General features: G+C 70.4%; 24 protein-coding genes and 1 pseudogene. 3 read left to right on the forward strand and 22 right to left on the reverse strand.

What is annotated here, in order from left to right; translation table 11 throughout:
- Window positions 1-92: 92 nt before the first annotated feature.
- The 15 genes and pseudogenes from ABZW18_RS18030 to proS form a co-directional block, all read right to left on the reverse strand.
- A pseudogene (locus ABZW18_RS18030) lies at window positions 93-1202 on the reverse strand (ATP-binding protein); the annotation flags it as partial.
- On the reverse strand, window positions 1202-1576 hold the full coding sequence (locus tag ABZW18_RS18035) for a YraN family protein (RefSeq protein ID WP_356188394.1): 375 nt from the start codon (window positions 1574-1576) through the stop codon (window positions 1202-1204). The pseudogene ABZW18_RS18030 and the gene ABZW18_RS18035, both read right to left, overlap by 1 nt.
- A 141-nt stretch (window positions 1577-1717) precedes the next feature.
- Entirely contained in the window at window positions 1718-2044 is a 327-nt protein-coding gene (locus ABZW18_RS18040; protein WP_356188396.1) for a DUF2469 domain-containing protein, read from the reverse strand.
- 54 nt (window positions 2045-2098) lie between these two features.
- Window positions 2099-2605, reverse strand: coding sequence for an NUDIX hydrolase (locus ABZW18_RS18045; RefSeq protein ID WP_356188398.1), 507 nt, complete (start codon window positions 2603-2605; stop codon window positions 2099-2101).
- A complete protein-coding gene (gene lepB / locus ABZW18_RS18050; protein WP_356188400.1) occupies window positions 2598-3332 on the reverse strand; it encodes a signal peptidase I in 735 nt (244 codons plus the stop codon). Before lepB (ABZW18_RS18050) ends, ABZW18_RS18045 begins: the two co-directional genes overlap by 8 nt.
- A 34-nt stretch (window positions 3333-3366) precedes the next feature.
- Window positions 3367-4236, reverse strand: coding sequence for a signal peptidase I (gene lepB, locus ABZW18_RS18055; RefSeq protein ID WP_356188508.1), 870 nt, complete (start codon window positions 4234-4236; stop codon window positions 3367-3369).
- Entirely contained in the window at window positions 4175-5239 is a 1065-nt protein-coding gene (gene lepB, locus ABZW18_RS18060; RefSeq protein WP_356188402.1) for a signal peptidase I, read from the reverse strand. The genes lepB (ABZW18_RS18055) and lepB (ABZW18_RS18060) overlap by 62 nt, the downstream gene beginning before the upstream one ends.
- Entirely contained in the window at window positions 5232-6020 is a 789-nt protein-coding gene (lepB, locus tag ABZW18_RS18065; RefSeq protein WP_356188404.1) for a signal peptidase I, read from the reverse strand. Before lepB (ABZW18_RS18065) ends, lepB (ABZW18_RS18060) begins: the two co-directional genes overlap by 8 nt.
- A gap of 96 nt (window positions 6021-6116) precedes the next feature.
- Window positions 6117-6464: a 50S ribosomal protein L19 gene (gene rplS, locus ABZW18_RS18070; protein ID WP_356188406.1), complete on the reverse strand. Its 348-nt coding sequence runs from the start codon at window positions 6462-6464 to the stop codon at window positions 6117-6119.
- Window positions 6465-6609: 145 nt separating this feature from the next.
- Window positions 6610-7425 carry a tRNA (guanosine(37)-N1)-methyltransferase TrmD gene (trmD, locus tag ABZW18_RS18075; RefSeq protein ID WP_356188408.1) on the reverse strand — a complete coding sequence of 272 codons (816 nt, stop codon included), beginning with the start codon at window positions 7423-7425 and terminating at the stop codon, window positions 6610-6612.
- Complete coding sequence (gene rimM, locus ABZW18_RS18080; protein WP_356188410.1) at window positions 7425-8003, reverse strand: ribosome maturation factor RimM; 579 nt, start codon at window positions 8001-8003, stop codon at window positions 7425-7427. The genes trmD and rimM overlap by 1 nt, the downstream gene beginning before the upstream one ends.
- Before the next feature lie 173 nt (window positions 8004-8176).
- A complete protein-coding gene (locus tag ABZW18_RS18085) occupies window positions 8177-8413 on the reverse strand; it encodes an RNA-binding protein (protein WP_040247777.1) in 237 nt (78 codons plus the stop codon).
- Between the two features lie 2 nt (window positions 8414-8415).
- Window positions 8416-8859 (reverse strand): 30S ribosomal protein S16, encoded by a 444-nt coding sequence (gene rpsP / locus ABZW18_RS18090; protein WP_356188412.1) that lies wholly within the window; start codon window positions 8857-8859, stop codon window positions 8416-8418.
- A gap of 221 nt (window positions 8860-9080) precedes the next feature.
- Window positions 9081-9671: a hypothetical protein gene (locus ABZW18_RS18095; RefSeq protein WP_356188414.1), complete on the reverse strand. Its 591-nt coding sequence runs from the start codon at window positions 9669-9671 to the stop codon at window positions 9081-9083.
- 255 nt (window positions 9672-9926) lie between these two features.
- A complete protein-coding gene (gene proS / locus ABZW18_RS18100; RefSeq protein ID WP_356188416.1) occupies window positions 9927-11342 on the reverse strand; it encodes a proline--tRNA ligase in 1416 nt (471 codons plus the stop codon).
- Between the two features lie 227 nt (window positions 11343-11569).
- Between proS and ABZW18_RS18105 the strand changes: the two genes are divergently transcribed.
- Window positions 11570-12469: a methyltransferase domain-containing protein gene (locus ABZW18_RS18105; protein ID WP_356188418.1), complete on the forward strand. Its 900-nt coding sequence runs from the start codon at window positions 11570-11572 to the stop codon at window positions 12467-12469.
- 52 nt (window positions 12470-12521) lie between these two features.
- Here ABZW18_RS18105 and ffh read toward each other — a convergent pair whose 3' ends face one another.
- The 5 genes from ffh to ABZW18_RS18130 all read right to left on the reverse strand — a co-directional run bounded on the left by ffh (window position 12522) and on the right by ABZW18_RS18130 (window position 20432).
- Window positions 12522-14105 carry a signal recognition particle protein gene (ffh, locus tag ABZW18_RS18110; RefSeq protein WP_356188420.1) on the reverse strand — a complete coding sequence of 528 codons (1584 nt, stop codon included), beginning with the start codon at window positions 14103-14105 and terminating at the stop codon, window positions 12522-12524.
- A gap of 112 nt (window positions 14106-14217) precedes the next feature.
- Window positions 14218-16800 carry a [protein-PII] uridylyltransferase gene (locus ABZW18_RS18115; RefSeq protein ID WP_356188422.1) on the reverse strand — a complete coding sequence of 861 codons (2583 nt, stop codon included), beginning with the start codon at window positions 16798-16800 and terminating at the stop codon, window positions 14218-14220.
- 132 nt (window positions 16801-16932) lie between these two features.
- The gene (locus tag ABZW18_RS18120; protein ID WP_356188424.1) at window positions 16933-17271 is read right to left on the reverse strand and encodes a P-II family nitrogen regulator; all 339 of its coding nucleotides are present in this window, start codon (window positions 17269-17271) and stop codon (window positions 16933-16935) included.
- The gene (locus ABZW18_RS18125; RefSeq protein ID WP_356188426.1) at window positions 17268-18578 is read right to left on the reverse strand and encodes an ammonium transporter; all 1311 of its coding nucleotides are present in this window, start codon (window positions 18576-18578) and stop codon (window positions 17268-17270) included. The genes ABZW18_RS18120 and ABZW18_RS18125 overlap by 4 nt, the downstream gene beginning before the upstream one ends.
- A 360-nt stretch (window positions 18579-18938) precedes the next feature.
- Window positions 18939-20432, reverse strand: a complete 1494-nt coding sequence (locus ABZW18_RS18130) for a hypothetical protein (RefSeq protein ID WP_356188510.1) — start codon at window positions 20430-20432, stop codon at window positions 18939-18941.
- Window positions 20433-20877: 445 nt separating this feature from the next.
- On the opposite strand from ABZW18_RS18130, the gene ABZW18_RS18135 reads away from it, so the two are divergent.
- On the forward strand, window positions 20878-21561 hold the full coding sequence (locus tag ABZW18_RS18135; protein WP_356188428.1) for a bifunctional DNA primase/polymerase: 684 nt from the start codon (window positions 20878-20880) through the stop codon (window positions 21559-21561).
- A gap of 166 nt (window positions 21562-21727) precedes the next feature.
- On the opposite strand, the gene ftsY is transcribed toward ABZW18_RS18135, so the two are convergent.
- On the reverse strand, window positions 21728-22921 hold the full coding sequence (gene ftsY, locus ABZW18_RS18140; protein WP_356188430.1) for a signal recognition particle-docking protein FtsY: 1194 nt from the start codon (window positions 22919-22921) through the stop codon (window positions 21728-21730).
- Window positions 22922-23316: 395 nt separating this feature from the next.
- On the opposite strand from ftsY, the gene ABZW18_RS18145 reads away from it, so the two are divergent.
- Window positions 23317-24306 carry an LLM class flavin-dependent oxidoreductase gene (locus ABZW18_RS18145; RefSeq protein ID WP_356188432.1) on the forward strand — a complete coding sequence of 330 codons (990 nt, stop codon included), beginning with the start codon at window positions 23317-23319 and terminating at the stop codon, window positions 24304-24306.
- 39 nt (window positions 24307-24345) lie between these two features.
- Here ABZW18_RS18145 and ABZW18_RS18150 read toward each other — a convergent pair whose 3' ends face one another.
- Complete coding sequence (locus ABZW18_RS18150; protein WP_356188434.1) at window positions 24346-25773, reverse strand: sugar porter family MFS transporter; 1428 nt, start codon at window positions 25771-25773, stop codon at window positions 24346-24348.
- Window positions 25774-25890: the final 117 nt, after the last annotated feature.

Consider the following 25890-nt stretch of genomic DNA (forward strand, 5'->3'; position numbering starts at 1 on the left):
TGACCGAGCCCTGAGCAACCTGCGCCTTGTCACGCCACCAGCGCGATCGCCTCGATGAGTCCAGTTCTGCAGTCAATGACCGAGCGTGCACAAGCCAGCACCAGAAGGAAACGCGCCGGCAGCCGCACCACCCCGGCGCTCCGGGCGACGACCACATGGCCCGACTCCAGCGGCTGGCGCAGGGCGTCGAGGACGCGTCCGCTGAACTCCGGGGCTTCGTCGAGAAACAGCACGCCGCGGTGGGCGAGCGAAACCGCGCCCGGTCTGGGCAGCCCGTTTCCGCCGCCGACGAGCGACGGCATGGTGGCCGAGTGATGCGGGCCGCAGTACGGCGCCACCTCCACCAGCGGCTTTCCCGGGGGAAGGAGCCCGGCCACCGAGTGCACCGCCGTGACCTCCAGCGACTCCCGCTGTGTGAGCGGAGGCAGGAGGCCGGGAAGCCGCTCGGCCAGCATCGTCTTGCCCGCGCCCGGCGGCCCCTTCAGGAACAGGTGATGGCCTCCGGCCGCCGCTACTTCCAGCGCCGCACGGGCGGCTCGCTGCCCCGCGACATCGGCCAGATCGGGCGGCGCTCCGCCGTCGGCCCCTCCGGCCACGAGGCCGGAGCCCATCGCCGCCCCCGGAACCATGAGCCCCGCCAGCATCGGATCCGGTCTCCCGTCCTCCGGAGGTTCCTCCTCCGGGACCGGCTCGTCGGCCAGGATCGCGATGAGCTGCCGCAGGCTCCGGACACCGATGACCGAGGTCCCGGGAACCAGTGAGGCCTCGGCGGCCGTACGCTCCGGGACGACGACCTGCCGGTAGCCCGCGTCCGCCGCGGCGAGTACGGCGGGCAGTACGCCGCGGACAGGGCGCACCCGCCCGTCGAGGCCGAGCTCGCCCACCATCACGAGATCCGCGACCTGCCGCGGATCGATCCGCTCCGCGGCTCCCAGCACGGCACAGGCAACGGCGAGATCGAATCCGCTGCCGCCCTTCGGCACCGACGCCGGGCTGAGCCCCACCGTGAGCTTCTTCTGTGGCCAGTCGGCACCCGAGTTGACCAGAGCGGCCCGCACCCGGTCCCGGCTCTCCACCAGGCTCTTGTCCGGCAGGCCGACAAGCGTGAAGGCCGCGACACCGGGCTCGAGGTCCGCCTGGACCTCGACGACCACTCCCTCGACGCCGACCAGCGCGACCGAGCAGGTACGGGCGAACCCCATCAGGCCACCCCCCGCGCATGCTCGACGACCGGGGCCCCGCGCAGCGGCAGCAGCACTCCGACCAGGTCGATCCGCACCCCGCCGAGCGGCGGTCCACCGTGCCGCTCCAGCCACCGCTCCGCGAGCCAGCGCGACGCCAGCCGCCGCAACCGCGCCGCCTTGCTGCGTGTGACAGCTGCCATCGGATGCTGGTACGTCCCCGCCCTGCGGGTCTTCACTTCGCAGACCACCAGTGCATCGCCGTCCCTGGCGACGATGTCGATCTCTCCGGCCTGGCAGCGCCAATTGCGCTCCAGGACCGTCATCCCCGCCTGGGCCAGTCTCCGGACCGCCAGGTCCTCTCCGTAGCGCCCGAGCGCTCCCTGCGCGTTCATCGCCACCACCTCCGTCACCGACTGTGACGGCTCCGGAGGGATTCAGTGGATCATGCTCGAGAACGGTGGATTACTCGCCGGTTGTGGACAACCCGACCACTCTTCCGAGTGAAAGCCCGGTCTTTCGAGTGGCGCTCGGCCTCAGCTGTTGAATCCGGACTCACCGGACGGCAGGTCGAGATCGCTCTTATTGAGCTCCTCAATGTTCACGTCCTTGAACGTCAGGACGCGGACCTGCTTGACGAAGCGCGCCGGTCGGTACATGTCCCACACCCACGCATCGGCCATCGAGACCTCGAAGAACACCTCACCCTGGACCGAGTGCACCTGCATCTCGTAGTCATTCGTCAGGTAGAAGCGACGCTCGGTCTCGATCACGTACTTGAACAAGCCGACGACATCGCGGTACTCCCGGTAGAGCTTCAGCTCCATCTCGGTCTCGTACTTCTCGAGGTCCTCGGCGCTCATGGCATGTTCCCCTTCAGCCGTGCGTCCCCCCATTGTGCGTCAGACCCGCAAGCCCTAGACGACTTCAGCAGCCAGGACCACGGGCGCAGCGGGGGGACCCTCGTCGAGCAGCGTGCGCAGCAGCCCGGCGAGCCTGGTCGGATACACCGTCTCACGCGTCGCGGACAGTTCCTCGGACGTCCACCACCGCAGCCCCGCGACACTGCGCCGCTCCAGCTCCGTATGTCCGCCGGTCTCCGTCCGCGTCTGGACAGTACGGCCCAGGTAGTACCACTCGTCCTGGTCCCATCGCCGCCCGTCGAACGGAAAGGAGCAGCTGCGCCGCCACAGCACGGGCCCGAGCCGGACATCGGTGATCCCGGTCTCCTCCGCGAGCTCCCGCCGTGCCGCCTGTTCCAGGGTCTCCCCCTCCTCGACCCCGCCACCGGGTGTGAACCACCAGGTGGAGGCCGGATCGGACGGTTCGAAGCCGTGCAGCAGCAGGATCCGGTCCTGCGGGTCCAGCAGAACGACCCGCGCGACCTTGCGCTGCGGGTCCTTCGCGGCGCTTTCCTCAGACACCGGCACGCACCCTGCGCCGCCCGGCGCGGGCGACGATCGGCCCGTACGCCGCTCCGCCGAGGATCAGCACGACCCCCGCGACCACCGCCACAAAGATCAAGGGCAGCGGACCGGGCTCCGAGACCCCGCCGGGCAGCGCCTCGAACGGTGTGGGCGGTGCCAGCATGCCGGAGCCACCGAGCGGCCACGCGGTCGCCTCCACGCGGGCGTCGACGGATCCCCGCGGCACGGCCCCGTGGTCACCGTCCGTGAGATGCATCCGCGAGTCCTGCGAAGTGCGGCGGTTGTCCCCCAGCAGGAACAGACTTCCCCGGGGTACCGAGGTCTCGAATTCGTCCGGCGATGCGGGCCCCCGGCCCTGCAGATACGGTTCTTCGACGGGGCCGCCGTTCACCTTCAGCCGGCCCTGTGTGTCACAGCAGGAGACCGTGTCGCCGCCGACGCCGACCACCCGCTTCACCATCGGCATATTGCCCCACACCGAGTCGGTGAAGACGACCACATCCCCGCGCCGCACCTCGCCGCCGTCTATCCGCTGCGCGAGCACCCGGTCCCCGGCGTGCACGGTCGGCTCCATGGAATCGGTCGGCACGGTGTACGGCTTGTAGAGCACCGCACCCCAGCCGAAACCGCCGAGGAAGAGCACGCAGCCGACGGCCACGGCCAGCCCGGACAGCACACTGCCCAGCCGGCCGCGGCCGTCATCCGTACGTACTGCAGCGCTCATCCCAGCTCCTCGTCTCGAAGATCTGGGCGGCACCCTACCCGGGGGTACCGTCCGCAGTCAGCCGCCTGCGCCGCCACAGCACCAGCGGCACAGCGCCGGCGAGCCCCAGGGCCGCGGGAGCCACGGTCCCCGCGGCGCTCAGCCCCTTCTGGTCGAAGGTGTCCGGCACCGGCAGCGTGGACCAGCGGTTGAGCGGCCAGGCCACCACGACCGCGCGCCCGACGACGTCGTCCTGCGAGACCGTGCCGTTCCCGGCCAGGTCCTGGTGGTAACGCGAGTCCAGCGAGTTCTGGCGGTGGTCGCCCATCACCCAGATCCGCCCGTCGGGCACCTTTACCGGCCCGAAGGGCCTGTCCCCGCAGGGCGTGTCCCCGGGGTAGAGGTACGGCTCGTCGAGCGCCTTGCCGTTGACCTTCACCGGCTGGGTCCCGCCCTTGCACTCGACGGTGTCCCCGCCGACCGCGATGGCCCGCTTGATCAGGTCCTTCTCCTCGGCCGACGGCATGAGCCCGATGAAGCTCAGCACCTCCTGGAAGCCTTCGGCGACAGGGCCGGACTCGGTCGTCGCCGCCTCGTCGAGCCAACCGCCCGGGTCATGGAAGACGACCACCTCACCGCGTTCCGGCTGCGAGCCGAACCACGGGGTCAGCTTGTCCACCAGCACGCGGTCGCCCCGCTGCAGCGTGTCCTGCATCGAGTCCGAGGGGATCGAGAAAGCCTGTACCAGGAAGGTCTTGATCAGAAGAGCAAGCAGCAGAGCGATACCGATGAGAATCGGCAGCTCCTTCCAGAAGGAGCGATGCTTCTTCTGCTTCACCCGGCCGCCTTCCTCCTCGGGTGGTTCAGCGAGCTCTTCGGGCCGCTCCTCGGGCTCTTCGTGACCGGATCGTGCCCCGACCGCCAAGTCCCCCACATCCACTCCTCACTCCATGCTGCCGCCTGCCCCACACTCGGCGCAGGCCCACCACTCCCATAACGAGCGGGAGTTCCGCAGGGGTCGGGAGCTGAATCATTGCTTGCTTCGCTTGGGACTCTCGGGACCGTTCGGCCCCGTACGACACCCTAGGCGCTGAGCCGCCCGCGGCCGTCGTCGCGCTCCGCGCGTCGGGTACAGAAGCGTACGTTTCGGGCTCTTCCAGGCGCCGCATGTGCCCGAACGGCCAAGCGATGACCTGGGCTCTGCCGACCACGACGTCCTCGGAGACCGTACCGCTGCCGGTCTCGTTCAGGTGAAAGCGTGAGTCGGCCGAGTTGGCTCGGTGATCGCCCATCACGAACATCCGCCGGGGCGGCACTTCCACGGCGAACTTCATCTCGGAGGGGGCATTTCCGGGATTCAGATACGGCTCGTTCAGCGGCATGCCGTTGACCGTGACCCGCCCGTCCTTGTCGCAGCACTTCACCGTGTCCCCGCCGACCGCGACGACCCGCTTGATCAGGTCCTGCTCGTCCTCGGACGGCAGCAGGCCTATGAAGGTCAGAACGTCCTTGGCCTGCTTGACGCCCACGGGATCCTCGGAGGTGGTGGTCTGCTCCTTCTCCAGCCAGCCGCCCGGATCCTTGAAGACCACCACGTCGCCCCGCTTCGGCTTCGAACCGAACCAGGGGGTGAGCTTGTCGACCAGCACCCGGTCGCCGATCCGGATCGTCTGCTCCATCGAGCCCGAGGGGATCACGAACGCCTGCACGAGGAACGTCTTGAGCACCAGTGCTATGAGCAGCGCCACGCCCGCGAGGATCGGTACCTCCCGCACCGCCTTGCCGCGGCGGCGCCGCTTGACCCGCCGGGCGGCCTTGCGCCGGTCCGCGCGCCCGGGCGTGAGCCTGCCCGTTGTGGGGCGGGTGCCCGTGGGCAGCCGGGTGTCCGAGCGGTGATGTCCGTACCGGGGCCGTCCTCGATTACCCATGCCATCGTCCTTGTGCGGACGCGGTCGGTACGTGGTCAAAACCGGCCGGCCGGTCCAGCGTGGTCAGGCGGCCCAGTGGCCAACCGATCCAGTCGGCTCTGCCGATCACCCGATCGACGGGGACCATGCCCCCGCCCGGCTCGCCGAGATGGTCGCGCGAGTCCCTGGAGTCGCTACGGTGGTCGCCCATCACCCAGAGTCTGCCTTCCGGCACCACGATGTCGAACGGCACCTGCGACGGGGCGTCGCCCGGATGCAGGTAATGCTCGTCGACCGCCTCGCCGTTCACTGTGATCCTCCCCCGCTCGTCGCAGCAGGTGACCCGGTCGCCGCCGACTCCCGTCACACGCTTGATGTAGTCGGTCTCGTCCGGCTCGGCCAGTCCCACCGCGGCAGCCCCCTTCCGCAGCAGTCCCGTGACCGGATTTCCGGTCGGACCCCCGCGGACGAACGACCCGGTGCCGTCGAAGACCACCACATCGCCGCGCCGCGGCCCATCCCCGAAACGGTACGCGAGCTTGTTCACCAGCACCCGGTCCCCTGCCCGCGTAGTCGGCTCCATCGACCCGCTCGGAATCAGGAAAGGCTGGACGACGTAGGAGCTGAACAGCATCAGAACAGTCACACAGACACCCGCCAGCAGAAGCGCACGCCGCCCGCGCCGGGGGAGCCGGAGCAACCGTTCCTTCCCCGGAATACGCACGGAGCGCGATCTCTGTTCACATCCCTCATCGAGGGCGGAAGAGCGATCGCGCTCCGAAAGCTGTCCGTCGGTGTCCATCGACACCGGAGCTTATCCGGCGTCCGGGGAGCACCCGACACGGGAGCTTGCCTTCACCATGCCTCTGCTCTGTGCCAAAGACGTGCGAAGCAGAGCTCAGTTGCCGCGCTTCTCCTTGATCTTCGCGGCCTTGCCGCGCAGCTCGCGCAGGTAGTAGAGCTTCGCGCGACGCACGTCACCGCGGGTGACGACCTCGATCTTCTCGACGATCGGGGTGTGCACCGGGAAGGTGCGCTCGACGCCGACGCTGAAGCTCACCTTGCGGACCGTGAAGCTCTCGCGCACGCCGTCGCCCTGGCGGCGGATCACGACGCCCTTGAACTGCTGGACACGGGAGCGGTTGCCCTCGATGACGCGAACGTGGACGTTCACGGTGTCGCCGGGGCGGAACGCCGGGACGTCGGTACGCAGCGAAGCGGAGTCGACGTGGTCGAGAAGGTGCATGACCGTCTGCTTTCTTCGTTGATGCCACAGGTCATCAACGGAACATGGTGATGAGATTCGGGGTGCCACTCACAAAAGTGGCGCTGGGTCGGGCGAGCGTCGTTCCCCCTGTGGCAGGGGCGCACGCCGGACGCACAGCAGCGGCCTATTCTTCCACGGCCTGGGCCGACCGCCCAAATCCGCCGTCCGGCCGCTGTTCCCAGCCGAGCTCGGCCAGGATCCTGCGATCGTCCTTGTCGAGAGCGGCCGGGTCACAACGCTCGATCAGCTCCGGCCGGTTGAGGGCCGTACGGCGGAAGGCCTCGTCCCGCCGCCACCGCGCGATCTTGCCGTGGTGACCGCTCAGCAGGACCTCCGGAATGCCCCGGCCCCGCCACTCAGGGGGCTTGGTGTAGACCGGCCCTTCCAGGAGGTCCGCCATCGCGCCCGGCGCAAAGGAGTCGTCGCGGTGCGATTCGGCGTTGCCCAGCACGCCGGGCAGCAGCCGGACCACCGCCTCGGTGATCACCAGTACGGGGGCCTCGCCGCCGGCCAGGACGTAGTCCCCGATGGACACCTCGAGGACGTCCAGCCGCTCGGCGTACGCGTCGATGACCCGGCGGTCGATGCCTTCGTAGCGGGCCGGTGTGAAGACGAGCCACGGCCGCTCGGCCAGTTCCACGGCCAGGGCCTGGGTGAAGGGCCGGCCGCTGGGAGTCGGCACGATCAGTACCGGCTTTTCCTCGCCGGAACCGGATTCGATGATCGAGTCCAGCGCCTCGCCCCATGGCTCGGGCTTCATCACCATGCCCGGGCCGCCGCCGTACGGGGTGTCGTCCACGGTGTTGTGCCGGTCGTGCGTCCAGTCACGGAGGTCGTGGACGCGTACGTCCAGCTGTCCACGCGCGCGTGCCTTGCCGACGAGCGAGACGTTCAGCGGCTCCAGGTACTCCGGGAAGATCGTGACGATGTCGAGCCTCATCAGGACTCTTCCCGGCCGTTCTCACTGCCTTCGTCGCCTTCGTCCGCGGCTTCGCCGGAAGCCGGCTGAATCTCGTCGATCAGCCCCGGCGGCGGGTCGATGACGGCCCGCTGCTGCTCCAGGTCGATCTCGGGGACGATCTCCCCGACGAACGGCACCATGACCTCGCTGCCGTCCGGCCGCCTGACGATCAGCAGGTCCTGGTACGGGAGATGGGTGATTTCGGCGATACGGCCGATCTCGGTGCCGTCGGTGGTCACCACGTCGAGGTCGACCAACTGGTGGTCGTAGAACTCCTCGGGGTCCTCAGGAGTGTCCTCGGGGTCCACCTCCGCGATGAGCAGGGTGTTCCGGAGGGCCTCGGCCCCCGAACGGTCCGCCACTCCCTCGAAGCGCAGCAGCAGCCTGCCACTGTGCACCCGGCCGGTCTCGATGGTCAGCGGGCCTGCCGAGGCGGGGTCCGTGGCCAGTACGGCGCCGGGCGATAGCCGCAGCTCCGGCTCGTCGGTGCGCACCTCCACCGTGACCTCGCCCTTGATGCCGTGGGCGCGGCCCACCCGCGCGACTACGAGCTGCACAGCCCGTCCTTTCCACTCCACCTTCGTGAAGGGCGAAGGGCCGGGGACGTTTCAGCGCCCCCGGCCCTTCGTCACCTCAGCCATCAATTGAGTACCTCAGCAACGGGACCCACCTCCGCGAGAGCGGATGGGGTCTCCCCCGGACGGGGTCCGGGGAGGCTGGGCCGCAAGATTCAGACCTGGTCCACGTCGACGAGGTCGACCCGGATACCACGGCCGCCGATGGCGCCCACGACGGTGCGCAGAGCGCGAGCGGTGCGACCGTTGCGGCCGATCACCTTGCCGAGGTCATCGGGGTGCACCCGGACCTCCAGCACACGTCCGCGACGCAGGTTGCGCGAGGCGACCTGTACGTCATCGGGATTGTCAACGATGCCCTTCACCAGGTGCTCGAGGGCCTCCTCGAGCATCCTCAGGCCTCGGTCGACTCGGTGGACTGAGCGGGCTCGGCCGCCTCGTCCGCCTTCTTCTCAGACTTCTTGGCCTTGGGGGTGATGGCCTCACCCTTCGGCTCGTCGCCGGACTCCTTGGCCGCGGCCTCGAAGAGCGCGCGCTTGTCGGCCTTGGGCTCGGCGACCTTCATCGGCGGGGGAGCAGGCAGGCCCTTGTACTTCTGCCAGTCGCCCGTGACCTTGAGGATGGCGAGAACCGGCTCGGTCGGCTGGGCACCGACGGACAGCCAGTACTGCGCGCGGTCGGAGTCCACCTCGATACGGGAGGGGTTCTGCACCGGGTGGTACAGACCGATCTCCTCGATGGCCCGGCCGTCACGGCGGGTACGGGAGTCCGCAACGACGATGCGGTAGTGCGGCGACCGGATCTTGCCCAGACGCTTCAACTTGATCTTGACTGCCACGGCTGTGGTGTCTCCTGCTCTATGACGTGTTTGAGCACGACGTCTTCCACGTGGGGTTGTGGGATCCGAGTGCTCGATGGACGCGTCAGCCGAGGGAGAGAGGGGTCCGGACCGGCTGCCGAGTACTCAGCGGTCCATTCTGCCACATCGCCGGAGTACTGCCGTACGCCCCTGTGCGACCCCGTATGGCGCATGAGCCGCCCGGGGGCCGTACGGCATCGTCAGGCGGCCGCGGCCGCCTCGGGAATCCGGAACGGCTTCCCGCACCCGCCGCAGACGATCGGCGCCTGGGCGAGTACGGACGGCACGACCCGGACATTGCGCCCGCAGTCGCACACCGCCTTGACCCGGACGCCTCCACCGGAGGACCCGTGCCGCGCGGCCGGGCCACGGAAGCTGCGGCCGGTGTCGGCCGTTGTCGCGGCGGTGTGCGCCTTCAGTGCGCGCTGCAATCGTTCGATGGTGGGTCGGTAGCGCTTCCTCGCCTCCGGGCTGAGAACGACCAAAGAGAAACCGCTGCTGGGATGCGGCTCGTCCGTGTGGTCGAGCCCCAGCTCCTCGGCGATCGCGAGGAATCTGCGGTTGTGGTACCGCCCGGCCCGCGAAGTGTCGCGCACCCCGCGGGCTGCGGCGATGCCATGGACGGCCTCATGGAGCAGCCGTTCGAAGGAGAGCTCGGCGCCGCAAGCGGACGAGGACTCTCCGATCAGTGATTCTGGCGCGGCGAGATCCGGCAGCTCGGGGTGGTGCCGTTGAATATCGGCCCACGCCTGCGCCAGTTCCGCGGCGAGAACAGGTGGTGTCGTGCTCACGTCGTAATAACGAGCCGGAGTGCCCCGGTGTTCCGATTCCGGGCCATCCCAAATAATTTGCACGTACCAGTCAGTTTACGCTCATGCGTCCTGACGAGGGCGGGTGCGCGGATCTACGGAGAAGTGGCGCAGCTCCCGCCAAGCCGGTACGTACCGGTTCGTACGCCCCAGCGCGTAGAGAAACTCCTCACGCCGGGTCGGAACCTGCCCCCGGTCGGCCCGCACGGCCACCCGCACCGCCGCCAAGAACCGCGCTCAGTAGGCGCGTCCGACGACGGCGAGCGTACCGGGGGCGTCGTCGGAGTCCGGAACCGACCCGTCCTCGGCGACCAGACAGCGTACGGTCACCGCCTTCTCCGCGAGCGCGGCCTCTCCCTCGGCCCCCAGCTCGGACCACGGGATACGGGCCCAGCCACCCGCCATCGCCGCCTCGGCGGCCTCGGCGACGCTCTTCACGTCGGAGGTACGGGACTCGCGGCGTTCCCGGGACTGCCGGAGCAGCAGCGCCTGGTCGTCCTCGAAGATCTTCGGGAGGAGCGCCTCGAGCGCGTCGAACTGCACCGGCTCCTTGCCCCCGGCGATACGGCGGACCAGCATCGCGGAGCCGTTCTCCAGGTCCCGCGGGCCGATTTCGATCCGGACCGGGACGCCCTTGAGCTCCCAGTCCACGGCGCGCCGGCCGAAGGGGGTGTCGGTGCGGTCGTCGACCTGGACGCGGATGCCCGCGGCGGAGAGCCGGCCGCCGATCTCGCGGGCCTTGGCGAGCACCGCGTCGTCGCCCTTGATGGCGAGGACCACGGCCTGGACGGGCGCGAGGCGCGGCGGGACGCGCAGACCGCTGTCGTCACCGTGGGACATGATCAGCCCGCCGACCATCCGGGTGGAGGCGCCCCAGGAGGTCTGCCAGACCAGTTCCTGCTTGCCGTCCTTGGACAGGAACTGGGTGTGGAAGGCCTTGGCGAAGTTCTGGCCCAACTCGTGGCTGGTGCCCATCTGGAGGGCCTTGCCGTCGCCCATCATCGCCTCGAGGGTGAGGGTGTTGATGGCGCCGGCGAAGCGCTCCTTGGGGGTCTTGCGTCCGAGGACGACGTCGATGCCGAGAAGGTTCGTCATGAAGTCGGCGTAGACGTCCCGGTGGATGCGGGCGGCGTAGTCGCGGGCGTCCTCGTAGGTGGCGTGGGCGGTGTGGCCCTCCTGCCAGAGGAACTCGGTGGTGCGTAGGAAGACGCGGGGGCGCATCTCCCAGCGGACGACGTTGGCCCACTGGTTGATCAGCAGGGGCAGGTCCCGGTAGCTCTGCACCCACTTGGAGAAGTACTCGTTGATGATCGTCTCGGAGGTGGGCCGGACGACGACCGGCTCCTCCAGCTCCTTGCCACCGCCGTGCGTGACCACCGCGAGCTCGGGGGCGAAGCCCTCGACGTGCTCGGCTTCCCTGGTCAGGTACGACTGCGGGATGAAGAGGGGGAAGTAGGCGTTGGAGGCACCCGCGCCCTTGATGCGGGCGTCCATCTCCTGCTGCATCCGCTCCCAGAGCCCGTATCCGTATGGACGGATGACCATCGTGCCGCGCACCGGGCCGTTGTCGGCCAGCTCGGCCTTGTTGATCAGGTCCTGGTACCAGCGCGGGAAGTCATCCGCCTGGGGGGTGAGAACGGGAGCCTTTGCCATGGCGGAGATGGTACGGGGGTGTCACGCTGACTTGTGAATCAGCGGGCGTGCGGACGGCGTGCGAGGCGGTACCGGGGGCGCACGGAGGGGGGCACGCAAGCATTGCCGCACAACCCCTGGACTGAGGGACGGATGCGGAGTTCCCTGGCATACGGGGGATGTGGAGCGGTAACGGGGGCGGATCTGGCAGACGATGGGAATGGCTCTCGGCGGATTGGGGCGCTTCGATGACACCCACGCTCGTTCGGCAGCACCACCTACACCCCGTTTCCCCACCACACCCGGACGCCGCTGCGCGTGCCCGGGACTGGGCGGAGATCCAGGAGCGCATGCTGGTGCCGCTCTACGAAGCGGTCCACGAACGGTTGGACGTGGGCTCCGGGACCAGGCTGCTGGGTCTCGGCTGCGGCACCGGCCTGGCCCTGCTCATGGCGGCGGCGCGGGGCGCGTACGTCACCGGTACGGACGCGGATCCGCAGCGTCTCGCGCTGGCCCGGGAGCGGCTGGCGCCGGGCGCTGAGGAGGGCGGGCACGAGGCCCGTACGCGCTTGCTGCGGAGTGCTCCTGAGGAACTCACGGACAGGCGAGGGCCGGCATTCAATCTGGTGACGGCCTTCGACCCGCAGTTCTGGGCCGGGGGCGATCTCGGAGACCTCGTACCGGCGCTGAAGGCGGCGGCTGCCCTGGCGGAGCGCGGCAGCCCGGTCGTACTGGCCGGGTGGGGACCGGCCGAGCGGTGTGCCACCTCGTCGGTGCTGCGGGTGGCATCCGGGCTCGCCGGTCCTGCCTGGGGTACACCGTCCGAACGGCAGACGGAACTCGGCGTGCCGGTCCCCGGAACGCCGCACGGCTGGCGGCCCGGCGGCCGGGACGACCTGGAGGACCTGGCCCACCGGGCCGGTCTGCGGCCGGACGGGTCGGGGCGGGTGGCCTGCCCGTTCGGCTACGCCGACCTGGACAGCGCGGTACGCGGTCTGCTGTCGACCGGCGTGTTCGACGCCGCGGTGGCGGCGACCGACCGGGAGCAGGTCGGCAAGGAGCTGACCGAGGCCCTGCATCCCCATCTGCGCCCGGACGGCACCGTCTGGATGCCGAACGTCTTCCGCTACCTCATCGCCCGCGTCTGAGACCGGTGGCCGGGGAGCGGACCGCTCCCCGGCCACCGGGCCGTGCTCACTACTACTTGTCGTCCGGGGGCAGCATGTCCCGGAATTCCTTCGGGAGTTCGAAGGAGCTCGCGTCCATGCCGGCGCCCGGCATTCCGAACGCGCCGCCCTGGTCGGCTCCCGGCCCCGCTCCCGCGCCCGCCGCTCTCCGCTGCGCCGCGGCCTGCTCCTCGGCCTTGCGCTTCATCGGGTTGCCGCTCTTGCGCTTGCCCTTGGCCTGCTTCTGCTGCTTCTTCTGACGGCCGGGTCCACCGCCCATGCCCGGTACGCCGGGCATCCCCGGCATCCCGCCGCCCTGGGCCATCCGCGACATCATCTTGCGCGCATCGAAGAAGCGCTCCACCAGGCTCTTCACCGCGCTGACATCGACGCCGGAACCGCGGGCGATGCGGGCGCGGCGTGAGCCGTTGATGATGTGCGGGTCCTGGCGCTCGCCGGGCGTCATCGACTTGATGATCGCGGCGGTGCGGTCCACCTCGCGCTCGTCGAGGTTGTTGATCTGGTCCTTCATCTGGCCCATGCCGGGAAGCATCCCGAGCAGCTTGGAGATGGAGCCCATCTTCCGGACCTGCTCCATCTGGGCCAGGAAGTCGTCCAGGGTGAATTCCTTGGGCCCCTTCGCCAGCTTGGCCGCCATCTTCTCGGCCTCGTCCTGGCTGAAGGTCTGCTCGGCCTTCTCGATCAGGCTGAGCATGTCGCCCATGCCGAGGATGCGGGACGCCATGCGGTCCGGGTGGAACGCGTCGAACTCGTCCAGCTTCTCGCCATTGGAGGCGAACATGATCTGGCGGCCGGTGACATGCGCGATGGAGAGAGCGGCACCACCCCGTGCGTCACCGTCGAGCTTGGAGAGCACCACGCCGTCGAAGCCGACGCCGTCGCGGAACGCCTCGGCGGTGTTGACCGCGTCCTGACCGATCATGGCGTCGACGACGAACAGCACCTCGTCCGGGCTGACCGCGTCGCGGATGTCCGCGGCCTGCTGCATCAGCTCCTGGTCGATGCCCAGGCGGCCGGCGGTGTCGACGATCACCACGTCGTGCTGCTTGGTCCGGGCGAAGTCGATCGAGTCGGCGGCGACCTGCACCGGGTCACCGACGCCGTTGCCCGGCTCCGGGGCGAAGACGGCGACACCCGCGCGCTCGGCGACCACCGCCAGCTGGTTCACGGCATTGGGGCGCTGGAGGTCGGCGGCGACGAGCAGCGGCGTATGGCCCTGGCCCTTGAGCCAGAGACCGAGCTTTCCGGCGAGCGTGGTCTTACCGGAGCCCTGGAGGCCGGCGAGCATGATCACGGTCGGCGGGGTCTTGGCGAACCGCAGGCGGCGGGTCTCGCCACCGAGGATGCCGATCAGCTCGTCATTGACGATCTTGATGACCTGCTGCGCGGGGTTCAGCGCCTGGGAGACCTCGGCGCCGAGCGCCCGGTCCTTGATCTGCTTGATGAAGGCCCGCACCACCGGCAGCGCGACATCCGCCTCCAGCAGCGCGATACGGATCTCGCGCGCGGTGGCGTCGATGTCCGCCTCGGACAGGCGGCCCTTGCCCCGGAGGTTCTTGAACGTCGCTGCGAGGCGGTCGGAAAGAGTGTCGAACACGGCGGTCGCGAATCCTCGTATCGGGGGGCAGTCGGGCGAATGACTCCCAAGCGTATCCGTCCGGCCGGGGTGTGGTCTGCCCCGCACCCGGACCGGGGCTTCTGCCTCCGGTTCAGCGCAGGGCGCTCTCGACCGCCTGAGCGACCTCCGTGGCCTGCGGATCGGGGAGCTTGGCGCCCTCGGCATCTGTGACATAGAAGGCATCCACGGCGTTCGCTCCCAGCGTGCTGACATGGGCGCTGCGCACCCGCACTCCGGCTCCGTCCAGGGCCCGGCCGATACGGTGCAGCAGCCCTGGGGCGTCCTGGGCGCGTACCTCGATGACCGTGGCCAGACGGGAACCGGCGGAGGCGACGGTCACCCGCGCGGGCGGGGCCGGCACGCCGCGGCGGCGCGGATAGGCCGCTTCGCGCTCCGCGAGCCGTGCCGGGATGTCCAGCGATCCGTCCAGGGCGCGGACCAGGTCCGCCCGGAGCCGGGCCGCCTGCGGCAGCGAGCCGTACTCGGCGGCCACCCGCCAGCTCAGCAGAAGTACGCCGGTGCCGGCCTGCGCCCCGGCCGGCACCCCGGCCAGGCTCTCCGGAAGATCGACGGCGCGCAGATCCGCCGCGCGGACCGTCAGCCGGTGCATCGCGAGCACACCGGCCACGGCGGGCAGCACACCCGGCTGGTCGGGAACGGCGATGAGCAGCTCGACGCCGACAGGCTCGGGTCCGGGCCCGGTGGCGCCGCCATCCGCCGCCGCCGTCGGCGCCATACCGCCCGACGCGCCGGCGGCCCCGTCCTCACCGGGCAGCGCCGCCTCCGTCTGCGCGTGCAGCGCGAGGACGGGCCCACCCGTCCGCAGGGCCTCGATCGCGAGCCGCTCCTGCTCAGCGGTCGGCTCGCCGGGCGTGCTCAGGTCCTCCGCCGCCTCGCCCGCCAGAACAGCCGTGACGCGTTTCACCAGATCGGCCACGAGCGAGCCGCGCCAGGTGCTCCAGGCCGCAGGGCCGGTGGCCAGCGCGTCGGCCTCCGTCAGGGCGTGCAGCAGTTCGAGCGTCCCGGCGCTGCCGACAGCTTCGGCGACCGAGCGGATCGTCGCCGGGTCGTCCAGGTCGCGCCGGGTCGCGGTCTCCACGAGCAGCAGATGCCGGCGTACCAGCGTGCCGACCACCGCGACGTCCGTACGGTCGAAACCGATCCTGGCGGCCACGTCGCGGGCGATGGTCTCGCCCGCCACCGAGTGGTCGCCCGGCCAGCCCTTGCCGATGTCGTGCAGCAGCGCCGCGACCAGCAGCAGATCGGGGCGGCCGACGCGACGTGTCAGGGCGGCGGCCTGTACGGCGGTCTCGACGAGGTGCCGGTCCACTGTCCAGCGGTGCACGGCGTTGCGCTGCGGACGGCAGCGGACCCGCTCCCAGTCCGGCAGCAGCCGGGTGATCAGCCCTTCGGCCTCCAGCGCCTCCCAGACCGGAACGGTGGACTCACCCGCGCCGAGCAGCGTGACGAGCTGTTCCCGGGCCTCGGCCGGCCACGGTACGGGCAGCGGGCGTGCGGCACCGGCCATCCTCCGTACGGCGTGCAGCGAGAGCGGGAGCCCCGCCTGGGCCGCGGCCGCCGCCGCGCGCAGCGGGATCACCGGATCGCGCTCGGGCCGCGCGGTACGGGCCAGCACCACCTCGCCGTCCTGCTCCACGACTCCTTCGGCGAGCGGGGTGCGCTCGGCGCCGTACTCCCCCGGCGCGCGGCCCCCGCCCGCGCGCCCGCCACGGCCTCCGAGCAGCCCCCGCAGCCGCGGGCGCATCGAGCGGGCGCGCAGCACCCGGCCGACCTCGCGCCAGGTCACATCCCCCGCGTAGGACACGGTGCGTGCGGCTTCGTACACCTGTCGCAGCAGCGCGTCGGCGTCCAGCAGGCCGAGGTGGTCGGCGACCTGGTCCTGTTCCTGCAGCGCCAGCCGGTCGGTGGCCCGCCCGGTGGCCAGATGCAGAGCGTCCCTGGCGTCCAGCAGCAGCCGCCGGGCCTCCTCGAGCCCCTCACGCGGGGCGTCGGCGAGCCAGGACGCGGCGACGGCGCGCAGCGCGGTGACATCACGCAGCCCGCCCCGCGCCTCCTTCAGGTCCGGCTCCAGCAGGAACTGCAGCTCGCCCTGGCGATGCGCCCGCTCCTGGCACAGCTCATGGAGCTCCGGAAGCCGCTTCGGCGCCTGGTTGCGCCAGTCGGCGAGCACGGCCGTACGCAGTCCCGCGGTCAGTGCGGCGTCCCCCGCGACGTGCCGGGCGTCCAGCAGCCCGAGCTGCACCTTCAAGTCCTCGCCCGCCGTCTTCCGCGCCTCGGCCGGAGTGCGTACGGAGTGGTCGAGGGCGAGCCCGAGGTCCCAGACCGGGTACCAGACCCGGTCCGCCAGCGAGGCCACCGCGCCCGCGTCCGCCGTTCCGTCGTGCAGCAGCAGAAGGTCCAGGTCGCTGCGCGGCGAGAGCTCACCCCGGCCGTACCCCCCGACGGCCACCAGCGCGACTCCGCGCGTCCCGGCGGCCTCGGCCGCGCCCGAGACCAGAGCCGCCAGCCACTCGTCGGTAAGTCCGGCGAGCCCCGCACGGCGCGGCGGCCCGCCCTGCGACTTCTCCTGGAGAAGCCGCAGTCGGGCCGCCGCGTAGCCGCTGGGTCCCGAGCTTGCCGATGGCGTCTGGTCTTCGAGGCTCTCTGCTGTCACTCGGGCTCCTGACCGATCGTGTCCGCTCGTCCCCGGGCGCTCGGACCCGGTGCCGGCTGCCGGCCCTCCTCGCCGCCTGCGGCGAGGAGGGCCCTCTCTTCTCTTGCGCTCTGCTCGTTCCAGAGCCGGTTGCTAGAGCGCGTCCGGGCCGCGCTCGCCGGTCCGCACCCGGACCGCCGTGTCGACCGGGACACTCCACACCTTGCCATCGCCGATCTTGCCGGTCCGGGCGGCCTTCACGACGACGTCGATCAGCTGCTCGGCGTCCGCGTCCTCGACCAGCACCTCGATCCGGATCTTCGGAACCAGGTCGACGGTGTACTCCGCGCCGCGGTAGACCTCGGTGTGGCCCCGCTGCCGTCCGTAACCGCTCGACTCGGTGACGGTCAGGCCCTGGACTCCGAAGGCCTGCAGGGCCTCCTTGATCTCGTCGAGCCGGTGCGGCTTCACGACTGCCGTGATGAGCTTCATGCATCCACCTTCTTGTTCTGCGCCTTCTGTGCCTTCTGCGACGCGGCCGCTCCGGACTCGTCCGAGCCGAGGGCGGACGCCGTGCTACGGCCCTCCGGCGAGCCGCCGACCGCACTGAAGTCGTACGCGGTCTCGGCGTGGAACGCCTGGTCGACGCCGGAGGTCTCGTCGTCCTCGCTCGCCCGGAAGCCGATGGTGACATCGACGAGCTTGGCGAGGATCCAGGAGACCACGAAGGAGAAGCCCATCACCGAGAAGGCTCCGATGGCCTGCTTGCCCAGCTGGTCCATGCCACCGACACCGTCGGTGGCGAGTACGCCGACGAGCAGGGTGCCGATGAGACCGCCGACCAAGTGGACGCCGACGACGTCGAGGGAGTCGTCGTAGCCCAGCTTGTACTTGAGGCTGACGGCCCAGGAGCAGAGCACACCCGCCACGACACCGATGAGGATCGCGCCGAAGGCGTTGACATGCGCACCGGACGGGGTGATGGCGACCAGGCCGGCGACCGCGCCGGATGCGGCGCCCAGCGTGGTGAACGCACCGTGCCGGATCCGCTCGTACACCAGCCAGCCGAGCATGGCGGCACCGGTGGCGACCTGGGTGTTCAGCGCCATGTTGGCGGCGGTGCCGTCGGCGGCCAGCGCCGAGCCGGCGTTGAAGCCGAACCAGCCGAACCACAGCAGGCCGGCGCCCAGCATCACCAGGGGCAGGCTGTGCGGCCGCATCGGCTCCTTCTTGAAGCCGATCCGCTTGCCGACGACCAGTACGGCGGCGAGCGCGCCGATACCGGCGTTGATGTGCACCGCCGTACCACCGGCGAAGTCGATCACCTCGAGCTTGTACAGCCAGCCGTCCGCCTGCCAGACCCAGTGCGCCACCGGGAAGTAGACGACGCTGACCCAGAGGGTGATGAACAGCGCCCAGGCGCTGAACTTCACGCGGTCGGCGAGCGCTCCACTCATCAGGGCGGGGGTGATGATGGCGAACATCAGCTGGAAGAGGGCGAAGGCGAAGACCGGGATGCCTTCCTTGCCATCGGTCAGCGTCTCGGGGGTGATCCCCTGGAGGCCGATGTGGTCGAAGTTGCCGAGCAGCCCTCCGCCGATGTCATCGCCGAAGGCCAGCGAGTATCCGTACAGCACCCACAGCACACTGACGATGCCGAGGGAGATGAAGGACATCATGAGCATGTTGAGGGCACTCTTGACCCGGACCATGCCGCCGTAGAAGAAGGCCAGGCCGGGCGTCATCAGCATGACGAGCGCGGCACTGATCAATACGAATGCGGTATCTGCGCCATTCAATGTCGACGTCTCCTCGATGCGACGGCCCGTGCGGGCAGGTTCTGAATGTGGGCCGGTTTTCGCCTCGAGATTGACGGAGGCCGGTTTCAGCCGATGCCGCACGGTGTTTCGCCGCAGTGACGAAGGGCGTGCGTGTGTTACGTGCGGATGAACTGCCGGTGGGCCACCCGGCGCTCCGGCTACTCTCCCCCGAGCACAGGGACCGGCCGCGACCGCCATCCGGTTGACCTGGCACGGGGGAGCCGAGTCGGGTATCACGGGATGGCGGCCGCAGCCGGGGTCGATGGGCCCGCACTGGTCCGTTTCGGGCCCCGCGCCGGGCGCCTGGCCTGCGCAAAAGCCTCGGGAAGGCGGTGCGCTTCAGCCCGCCCGGACGGCCTCCAGCGAGTCCGGCAGATGCAGGTCGAGCTGCTCGGTGAGGTGGACGACCTCCGCCACGCCGCCGAAGCCCCGGGCCGCGGTGTCGACGGTCTTGCGCAGCCGGGTGTTCACCCGCTCCGAGCGGACCCGCTTGGCGATGTCGAGCGCCCGTTCCGCCAGCTCCGCCGACTGCTCGGGCTCCTGCTTGAGCAGATGGACCGTGGCCATGCCGATCAGGTTCAGCGCATACGACCGCTGGTGCTCCTGGTCCTGGCCGAAAAGGTCTACGGCCTTCTGCATCACCGGCTCGGCGAGCGAGGCGTACGTCGGGCTGCGCCCGGCCACATAGGCCAGGTCACGGTAGGAGTGGGCGTTCTCGCCGTTCAGCTCGGCCTCGGAGAAGAAGCGGATCCAGTCCGGGTCGCCGTCGGACACGGACGTGTCGGCGAAGGCGTCCTCGGCCATCCGCACCGCGCGGTGGCACTTGTTGGGCTGGCCCATGTTGGCGTACGCCCTGGCCTCCATCGCATACAGCATCGCCTGGGTGCGCGCGGTCGAGCAGTCCCGGCTCCCGTACTGCGCGAGGTGGATCAGCTCCAGGGCGTCGTCCGGCCGCCCGACGTGGATCATTTGGCGACCCATGTTCGAGAGAATGAACGAGCCGAGCGGCTTGTCCCCGGCCTCCTTGGCGGCGTGCAGGGCGAGCACGAAGTATTTCTGCGCGGTGGGCTGGAGACCGATGTCGTAACTCATCCAGCCGGAGAGCTCGGCGAGCTCCGCGGCGACCTTGAACAGCCGCCGGGACACCGGCTCCGGCTGCGGCTCCTGCAGCAGGTCGGTGACCTCGTGCAGCTGTCCCACCACCGCCTTGCGGCGCAGGCCGCCACCGCACTGGGCGTCCCACTGCCGGAACATCACGGTGGTGGCCTCGAGCAGGTCCAGCTCCGGCCCGGAGAGCCGGTTCCCGCGCCGGGGCCCGGCCTGGGCGGGCACGGCGGGGAGGTCCGGCCGCCCCCCGGCGGAAGGAGCGGGTACGAGCCAACGCTGCATCGGCTCGATGAGTGCGGGACCGGCGGAGAGAGCCAGCGAGGTGCCGAGGAAGCCCCGCCGCGCCAGCATGAGGTCGCTGCGCGAGAACTCGCTGATCAACTCGACGGTCTGCGGCCCCGCCCAGGGCATGTCGACACCGGAGACCGAGGGCGACTGGTGCGAGGAGCGCAGCCCCAGGTCCTCGATCGCCACAACGCAGCCGAATCGCTCGGAGAAGAGCTCGCTGAGGATCCGCGGAATCGGCTCGCGCGGCTGCTCGCCGTCGAGCCAGCGGCGCACCCGGGAGGTGTCCGTGCTGACGTGGTGGGCGCCCAATTGGCGGGCGCGGCGGTTCACTTGGCGCGCGAGCTCGCCCTTCGACCATCCGCTGCGCGCGAACCACGAACCGAGCTGCTCATTGGGGCGTTTTTCAGCGTTCGTACCGCTACCGCCGTTGCCGCCCACTGGAAGCGCCCCCATCCGACTCTGAACTGCCGTACTGCGAACCGCTCAACAGGATGCCGCCCTGTGCGGCGCCCTGTCCCATGAAGTGCCGTCCTGGCCGGACCGGCAGACCGAACGTCATGCCTCCGGCATACCCAAGAACCGGCGGCCTTACGGGGGTTCGTGCACCGAAAGTAATCCTACGATCACCGTCCCGCGAGGCGGTTCCCGGAATCGCCACCATTCGCCACCCCTTCGAATGAACTCATCCTCAGCTCTTCACGCTTCACTTGACACGCGAGGAACCGGCAGCGAAACCGGCGGAGCGAGGCCCGCGAGGGCGCGCGCGCCGCCACGCACCACCCGCCGTGCCGCACCACGCCGCCCCGATCACGGGATGGCGACGGACGGTTACGGCGAGACTCCATGACGTAACCATCGGCGACTGCAACCCGTTGGAGGGGGCATGGGCTTCACGATCGGCGGCATCCTCGACATGCGGTCCGGCTCGCGGCGGCGCGGCCGTGCCTCCGAGTGCACCACGGTGGCGGAGTACACCGGTCTGTGGGGGTGGGACGTGGCCCCCGGCGCCCGCGCGAAGCGGAGTGCCACAGCCGGTGACGGTCCCGCCGCCGCGCAGTGCTCGTGCGGAGCCGCCGACTGCCCCTCCCCCGGCGCCCACGCGCTGAGCTTCGCCCCCGAGGTGCGGGCCGGCGCCACGCTCGACGAGGTCACGGCCGCCTGGGCGCAGGTCCCGGGCGCTGCCGTGCTCCTCCCCGTCGGCCGTTCCTTCGACGTGATCGAGGTCGCGGAGTCCGCCGGCAGCATCGCCCTGGTACGCCTGGAGCGCATGGGGCTGCCGCTCGGCCCCGTCGCCGCGACGCCGCACGGCCGGGCGATGTTCTTCGTCGCGCCCGGTGCGGCCGCCGAACTCCCCGCGCTGCTCTACCGCATGGGCTGGGACGACGCCGAGCTCGATCTGCGCGGTCTCGGCGCCGGCAGCCACATCACGGCCCCGCCGTCGGATCTGGCGGGCCGGGGCCCCATGCGCTGGCTGCGGCCGCCGACGCTCGACACAGCCGGACGCCCCCCACAGGCCCGGCTGCTGCTGGGCACCCTGGCGTACGTCTGCCACCGCTCGGCGGCCTGATCGACGGTCCCGAGAAGCACCCGCCGCGGCCGCAGCACGCGGCGGGGCGTCGGCACCGTCGTCGGCCGCAGGCGAACTTCAGGGCAGCAACCGTCGATCGAATCACCCCCGCGGCGAGCGGCCACATCCGCGAGAGCGGCGGGGCGGCTCGGCCGCGGAGGGCAGTTCAGTCGCCGATAAGGGCGTCGACGAACGCCTCGGGCTCGAAGGGCGCCAGATCGTCCGCGCCCTCGCCGAGCCCGACCAGCTTCACCGGCACGCCCAGATCGCGCTGCACGGCGATCACGATGCCGCCCTTGGCCGTGCCGTCGAGCTTGGTCAGCACGATGCCGGTGATGTCCACGACCTCGGCGAAGACCCGTGCCTGCACCAGGCCGTTCTGGCCGGTTGTGGCGTCCAGGACGAGCAGCACCTCGTCAAGGGGCCCGTGCTTCTCCACGACCCGCTTGACCTTGCCCAGCTCATCCATCAGGCCGGCCTTGGTGTGCAGCCGTCCGGCGGTGTCGATGAGGACGACATCAGCGCCCTCCGCGATGCCTTCCTTGACCGCGTCGTAGGCGATCGACGCCGGGTCTCCGCCCTCGGGCCCGCGGACCGTACGCGCACCGACCCGCTCGCCCCAGGTCTGCAGCTGGTCGGCAGCGGCGGCACGGAAGGTGTCGGCCGCGCCGAGCACCACACTGCGCCCGTCGGCGACGAGCACCCGCGCGAGTTTGCCGGTCGTGGTCGTCTTTCCGGTGCCGTTGACGCCGACGACCAGGACGACGCCCGGGACGTCCTCAGGACTCTCGGTCCGGACGGCGCGGTCTGCCTCGGTGCCGATCAGGTGGAGCAGCTCTTCGCGCAGCAGGCCGCGCAGCTCCTCGGGGGAACGGGTGCCGAGGACCTTCACGCGCTCGCGCAGCCGCTCGACCAGCTCCTGCGTCGGCGCGACGCCGACATCGGCGGTGAGCAGGGTGTCCTCGATCTCCTCCCAGGTCTCCTCGTCGAGGTGCTCGCGGGAGAGCAGGGTGAGGAGCCCCTTGCCCAGCGAGTTCTGCGAGCGGGAGAGCCGGGCGCGCAGCCGTACGAGGCGGCCGGCCGTCGGCTCGGGGACCTCGAGCGGCGGGACGGGCTCGGCGACGACGGGCGCATGCGCCTCGGCCTCCGGCAGGCCGACCTCTTCGATGGTGCGGCGCGGTTCGTCGCGCGGCGTCTCGGCTTCCTCACCGACGTGCGGCTCGGCGGGCGGGGCGGTGGTGGTCGGCGTACTCGACGGCGGCGAGGGCGGCAGCTGCTTCCTGCGGCTGCTGACCACGAGGCCGGTGACCGCACCGAGCGCGACCAGGGCGATGACTACAGCAAGGATGACGATTTCCATAACGCACCCAGTATCAGTCACGGAGGAGGTTCCCCCACGTCTCCCCCCACTGAGTTTCCGTAACCCTTCGCATCCGGCGGGGCGGGGCGTACGACGGAGACCCTCGGTGCCGGGCCGGTGCCGCACAGCGAGCGCGAAACGACGGCTTCGGCGTGGACATGACCCGGCGCCGGGCGGGAGGAAGCCCGTGGCCGTCAGCACCAGCTCGTACGCGTCGCCGGCGCGGGCGGGAGGGTCCTTCCGGCGGTCCTCGACCGGTGCCATCGGACCGGGAAGCATCAGCGCGGCATGTGGCGCAGCGCCGTACGAGGGCCCTGCCGCGCACCACCCCTATTCATCTGACGCAACGTCAGTTAGCGTCCCCCTCGCCCGTCCACGGCGAAGGGGATGTCACCATGCCCACCACGGTCGTCCGGTTCAACCTCGTCGATCCCGCGGCCACACCCGAGAGCCTGTCCACCCGCTACCGCGCCGCCGTCGAGATGGCCGCGTACGCGGACGACCGCGGCCTGGACACCGTTCAGACCGAGGAGCACCACGGCGCGGAGAACAGCTGGCTGCCCTCGCCGCTGGTCTTCGCCGGGGCGGTCCTCGGCGCGACCGGCCGGATCACGGTCACCGTCTCCGCGCTGATCGCCCCGCTGTACGACCCGCTGCGGCTGGCCGAGGAGCTGGCGGTGCTGGACCTCCTCAGCGGCGGCCGTCTCGTGACGGTCGCGGGCATCGGCTACCGCCCCGAGGAGTATGCCGCGCACGGCCGGGACTGGCACGACCGCGGTCGGCTGCAGGACGAGACGCTGGAGACGCTCCTGCGGGCCTGGACCGGCGAACCGTTCGCGTACCGGGGCGGCACCGTACGGGTCACCCCCCGCCCGTTCACCCGGCCGCATCCGCTGCTGCTGGTCGGCGGCAGCTCGAAGGCCGCGGCCCGCCGCGCCGCCCGGCTCGGACTGCCGTTCTTCCCGAGCGCCCACCTCCCCGGCCTGGAGGCGTACTACCACGCCCAACGCGCGGAGTACCGCACCGAGGGCTGGGCCATGATGCCGGCCGCCGAGACCCCGCTGCTGCACGTGGCCGAGGACCCGGAACGGGCCTGGGCACTGTACGGCGGGTACCTGCTGCACGAGGCGCGTACCTACGCCTCCTGGCAGGCCGGGACAGGCGTCAGGTCCGCCGTACGCTCCGGTGCCGGCGGCATCGAGGAGCTGCGCCGCGAGGGCGTCTACCGCATCGTCACGCCCGAGGAGTGCCTGTCCATCGCGGAGTCGGCGGGCAGCACGGCCGGCCTGGTGCTGCACCCGCTCTGCGGTGGCATGCCGGTCGACGAGGGGTGGCGCAGCCTGCACCTGTTCGGCGAAAAGGTACTGCCCCGGCTCAAGGGATGAGCCGGGGCAGCCTGCCGAGAGGAGAGGGGCAGCGGGGGGTTAGCCCATCTCCTCCAACGCCTTGCCCTTGGTCTCCGGCACCCACTTGAGGATGAAGGGGATCGAGAGCACGGCGAAGACCGTGTAGATCACATACGCACCGGACAGATTCCAGTCGGAGAGGCTCGGGAAGCTGACGGTGATGCCCCAGTTGGCGACCCACTGGGCGCAGGCGGCGACGCCGAGCGCCGCGGCGCGGATCTTGTTCGGGAACATCTCGCCGAGCAGCACCCAGACGACCACACCCCAGGAGAGGGCGAAGAAGAGCACGAAGGAGTGCGCGGCGACGAGAGCCACGGAGCCCTGGAGGTCGGGCATCGAGATGTTCTGGCCGCTGCCGGTCTTGTACGAGAACGCCCAGGCGGCGAGGCCGAGCGAGACGGCCATACCGGCGGAGCCGATGAGGGCGAGCGGCTTACGGCCGATCTTGTCGACGAAGAGCATCGCGATCACGGTGCCGAGGATGTTGATGATCGACGTCGTGAAGCTGTAGAAGAACGAGTTGGTCGGGTCGATGCCGACCGACTGCCACAGCGACGACGAGTAGTAGAAGATCACGTTGATGCCGACGAGCTGCTGGAAGACCGAGAGGCCGATACCGATCCAGACGATCGGCAGCAGGCCGCCGCGGCTGCCCATCAGGTCCTTGAAGCTCGACTTGTGCTCGCTGCGCATCGCCGTCTCGATCTCGGCGACGCGTATGTCGAGATCCACGTCCTTGCCCTCGACCTCCGCGAGGACCTTCCGCGCCTGGTCGGTGCGACCGACCGAGATGAGGAAGCGGGGCGACTCGGGGATCGCGAACGACAGCAGCCCGTAGAGGACGGCCGGGATGACCATGACGCCGAGCATCCACTGCCAGGCCTCGAACCCGGCGATCTCGCCGCGCTGGTCTCCGTCCGCGATGTTCAGTACGCCCCAGTTGACCAGCTGGGAGACGGCGATGCCGATGACGATCGCGGCCTGCTGGAAGGACGCGAGACGGCCGCGGTAGGCGGGCGGGGCGACCTCGGCGATGTAGGCCGGACCGATGACCGAGGCCATGCCGATGGCGACGCCGCCGAGGACCCGCCAGAGGGCGAGGTCATAGAGCGCGAACGGTACCGCCGAGCCGACCGCGCTGGCGGTGAAGAGCACCGCGGCGATCTGCATGACACGGATCCGGCCGATGCGGTCGGCGATCCGGCCGGCCGTCGCGGCGCCGATGGCGCAGCCGATCAGCGCGGCAGCGATCACCTGGGCGAGGGTTTCCGAACCGACGCCGAACCTGCCGCGGATGGCCTCGACGGCGCCGTTGATCACGGAGCTGTCGTATCCGAAGAGGAAGCCGCCCATCGCGGCGGCGGCCGTGATGAAGATGACGTGGCCGAGGTGCTCGGGACGAGCCTTGCGGCCCTCGGTCGCAGGTTGCTGCGCGGTGCTGGTCAACGTGTACTCCTGTGGCCCGGCCGCGTCGCCGGGCGTGGGGGGCAGATGATCCAGTGGGGCGTCACTCCACGAGGGCCACCACTTGAAGGTAAAAACAACGTTGCAGAGACTATTCCT

It is taken from the genome of Streptomyces sp. NPDC004647, assembly GCF_040609575.1.
GTDB lineage: Bacteria > Actinomycetota > Actinomycetes > Streptomycetales > Streptomycetaceae > Streptomyces.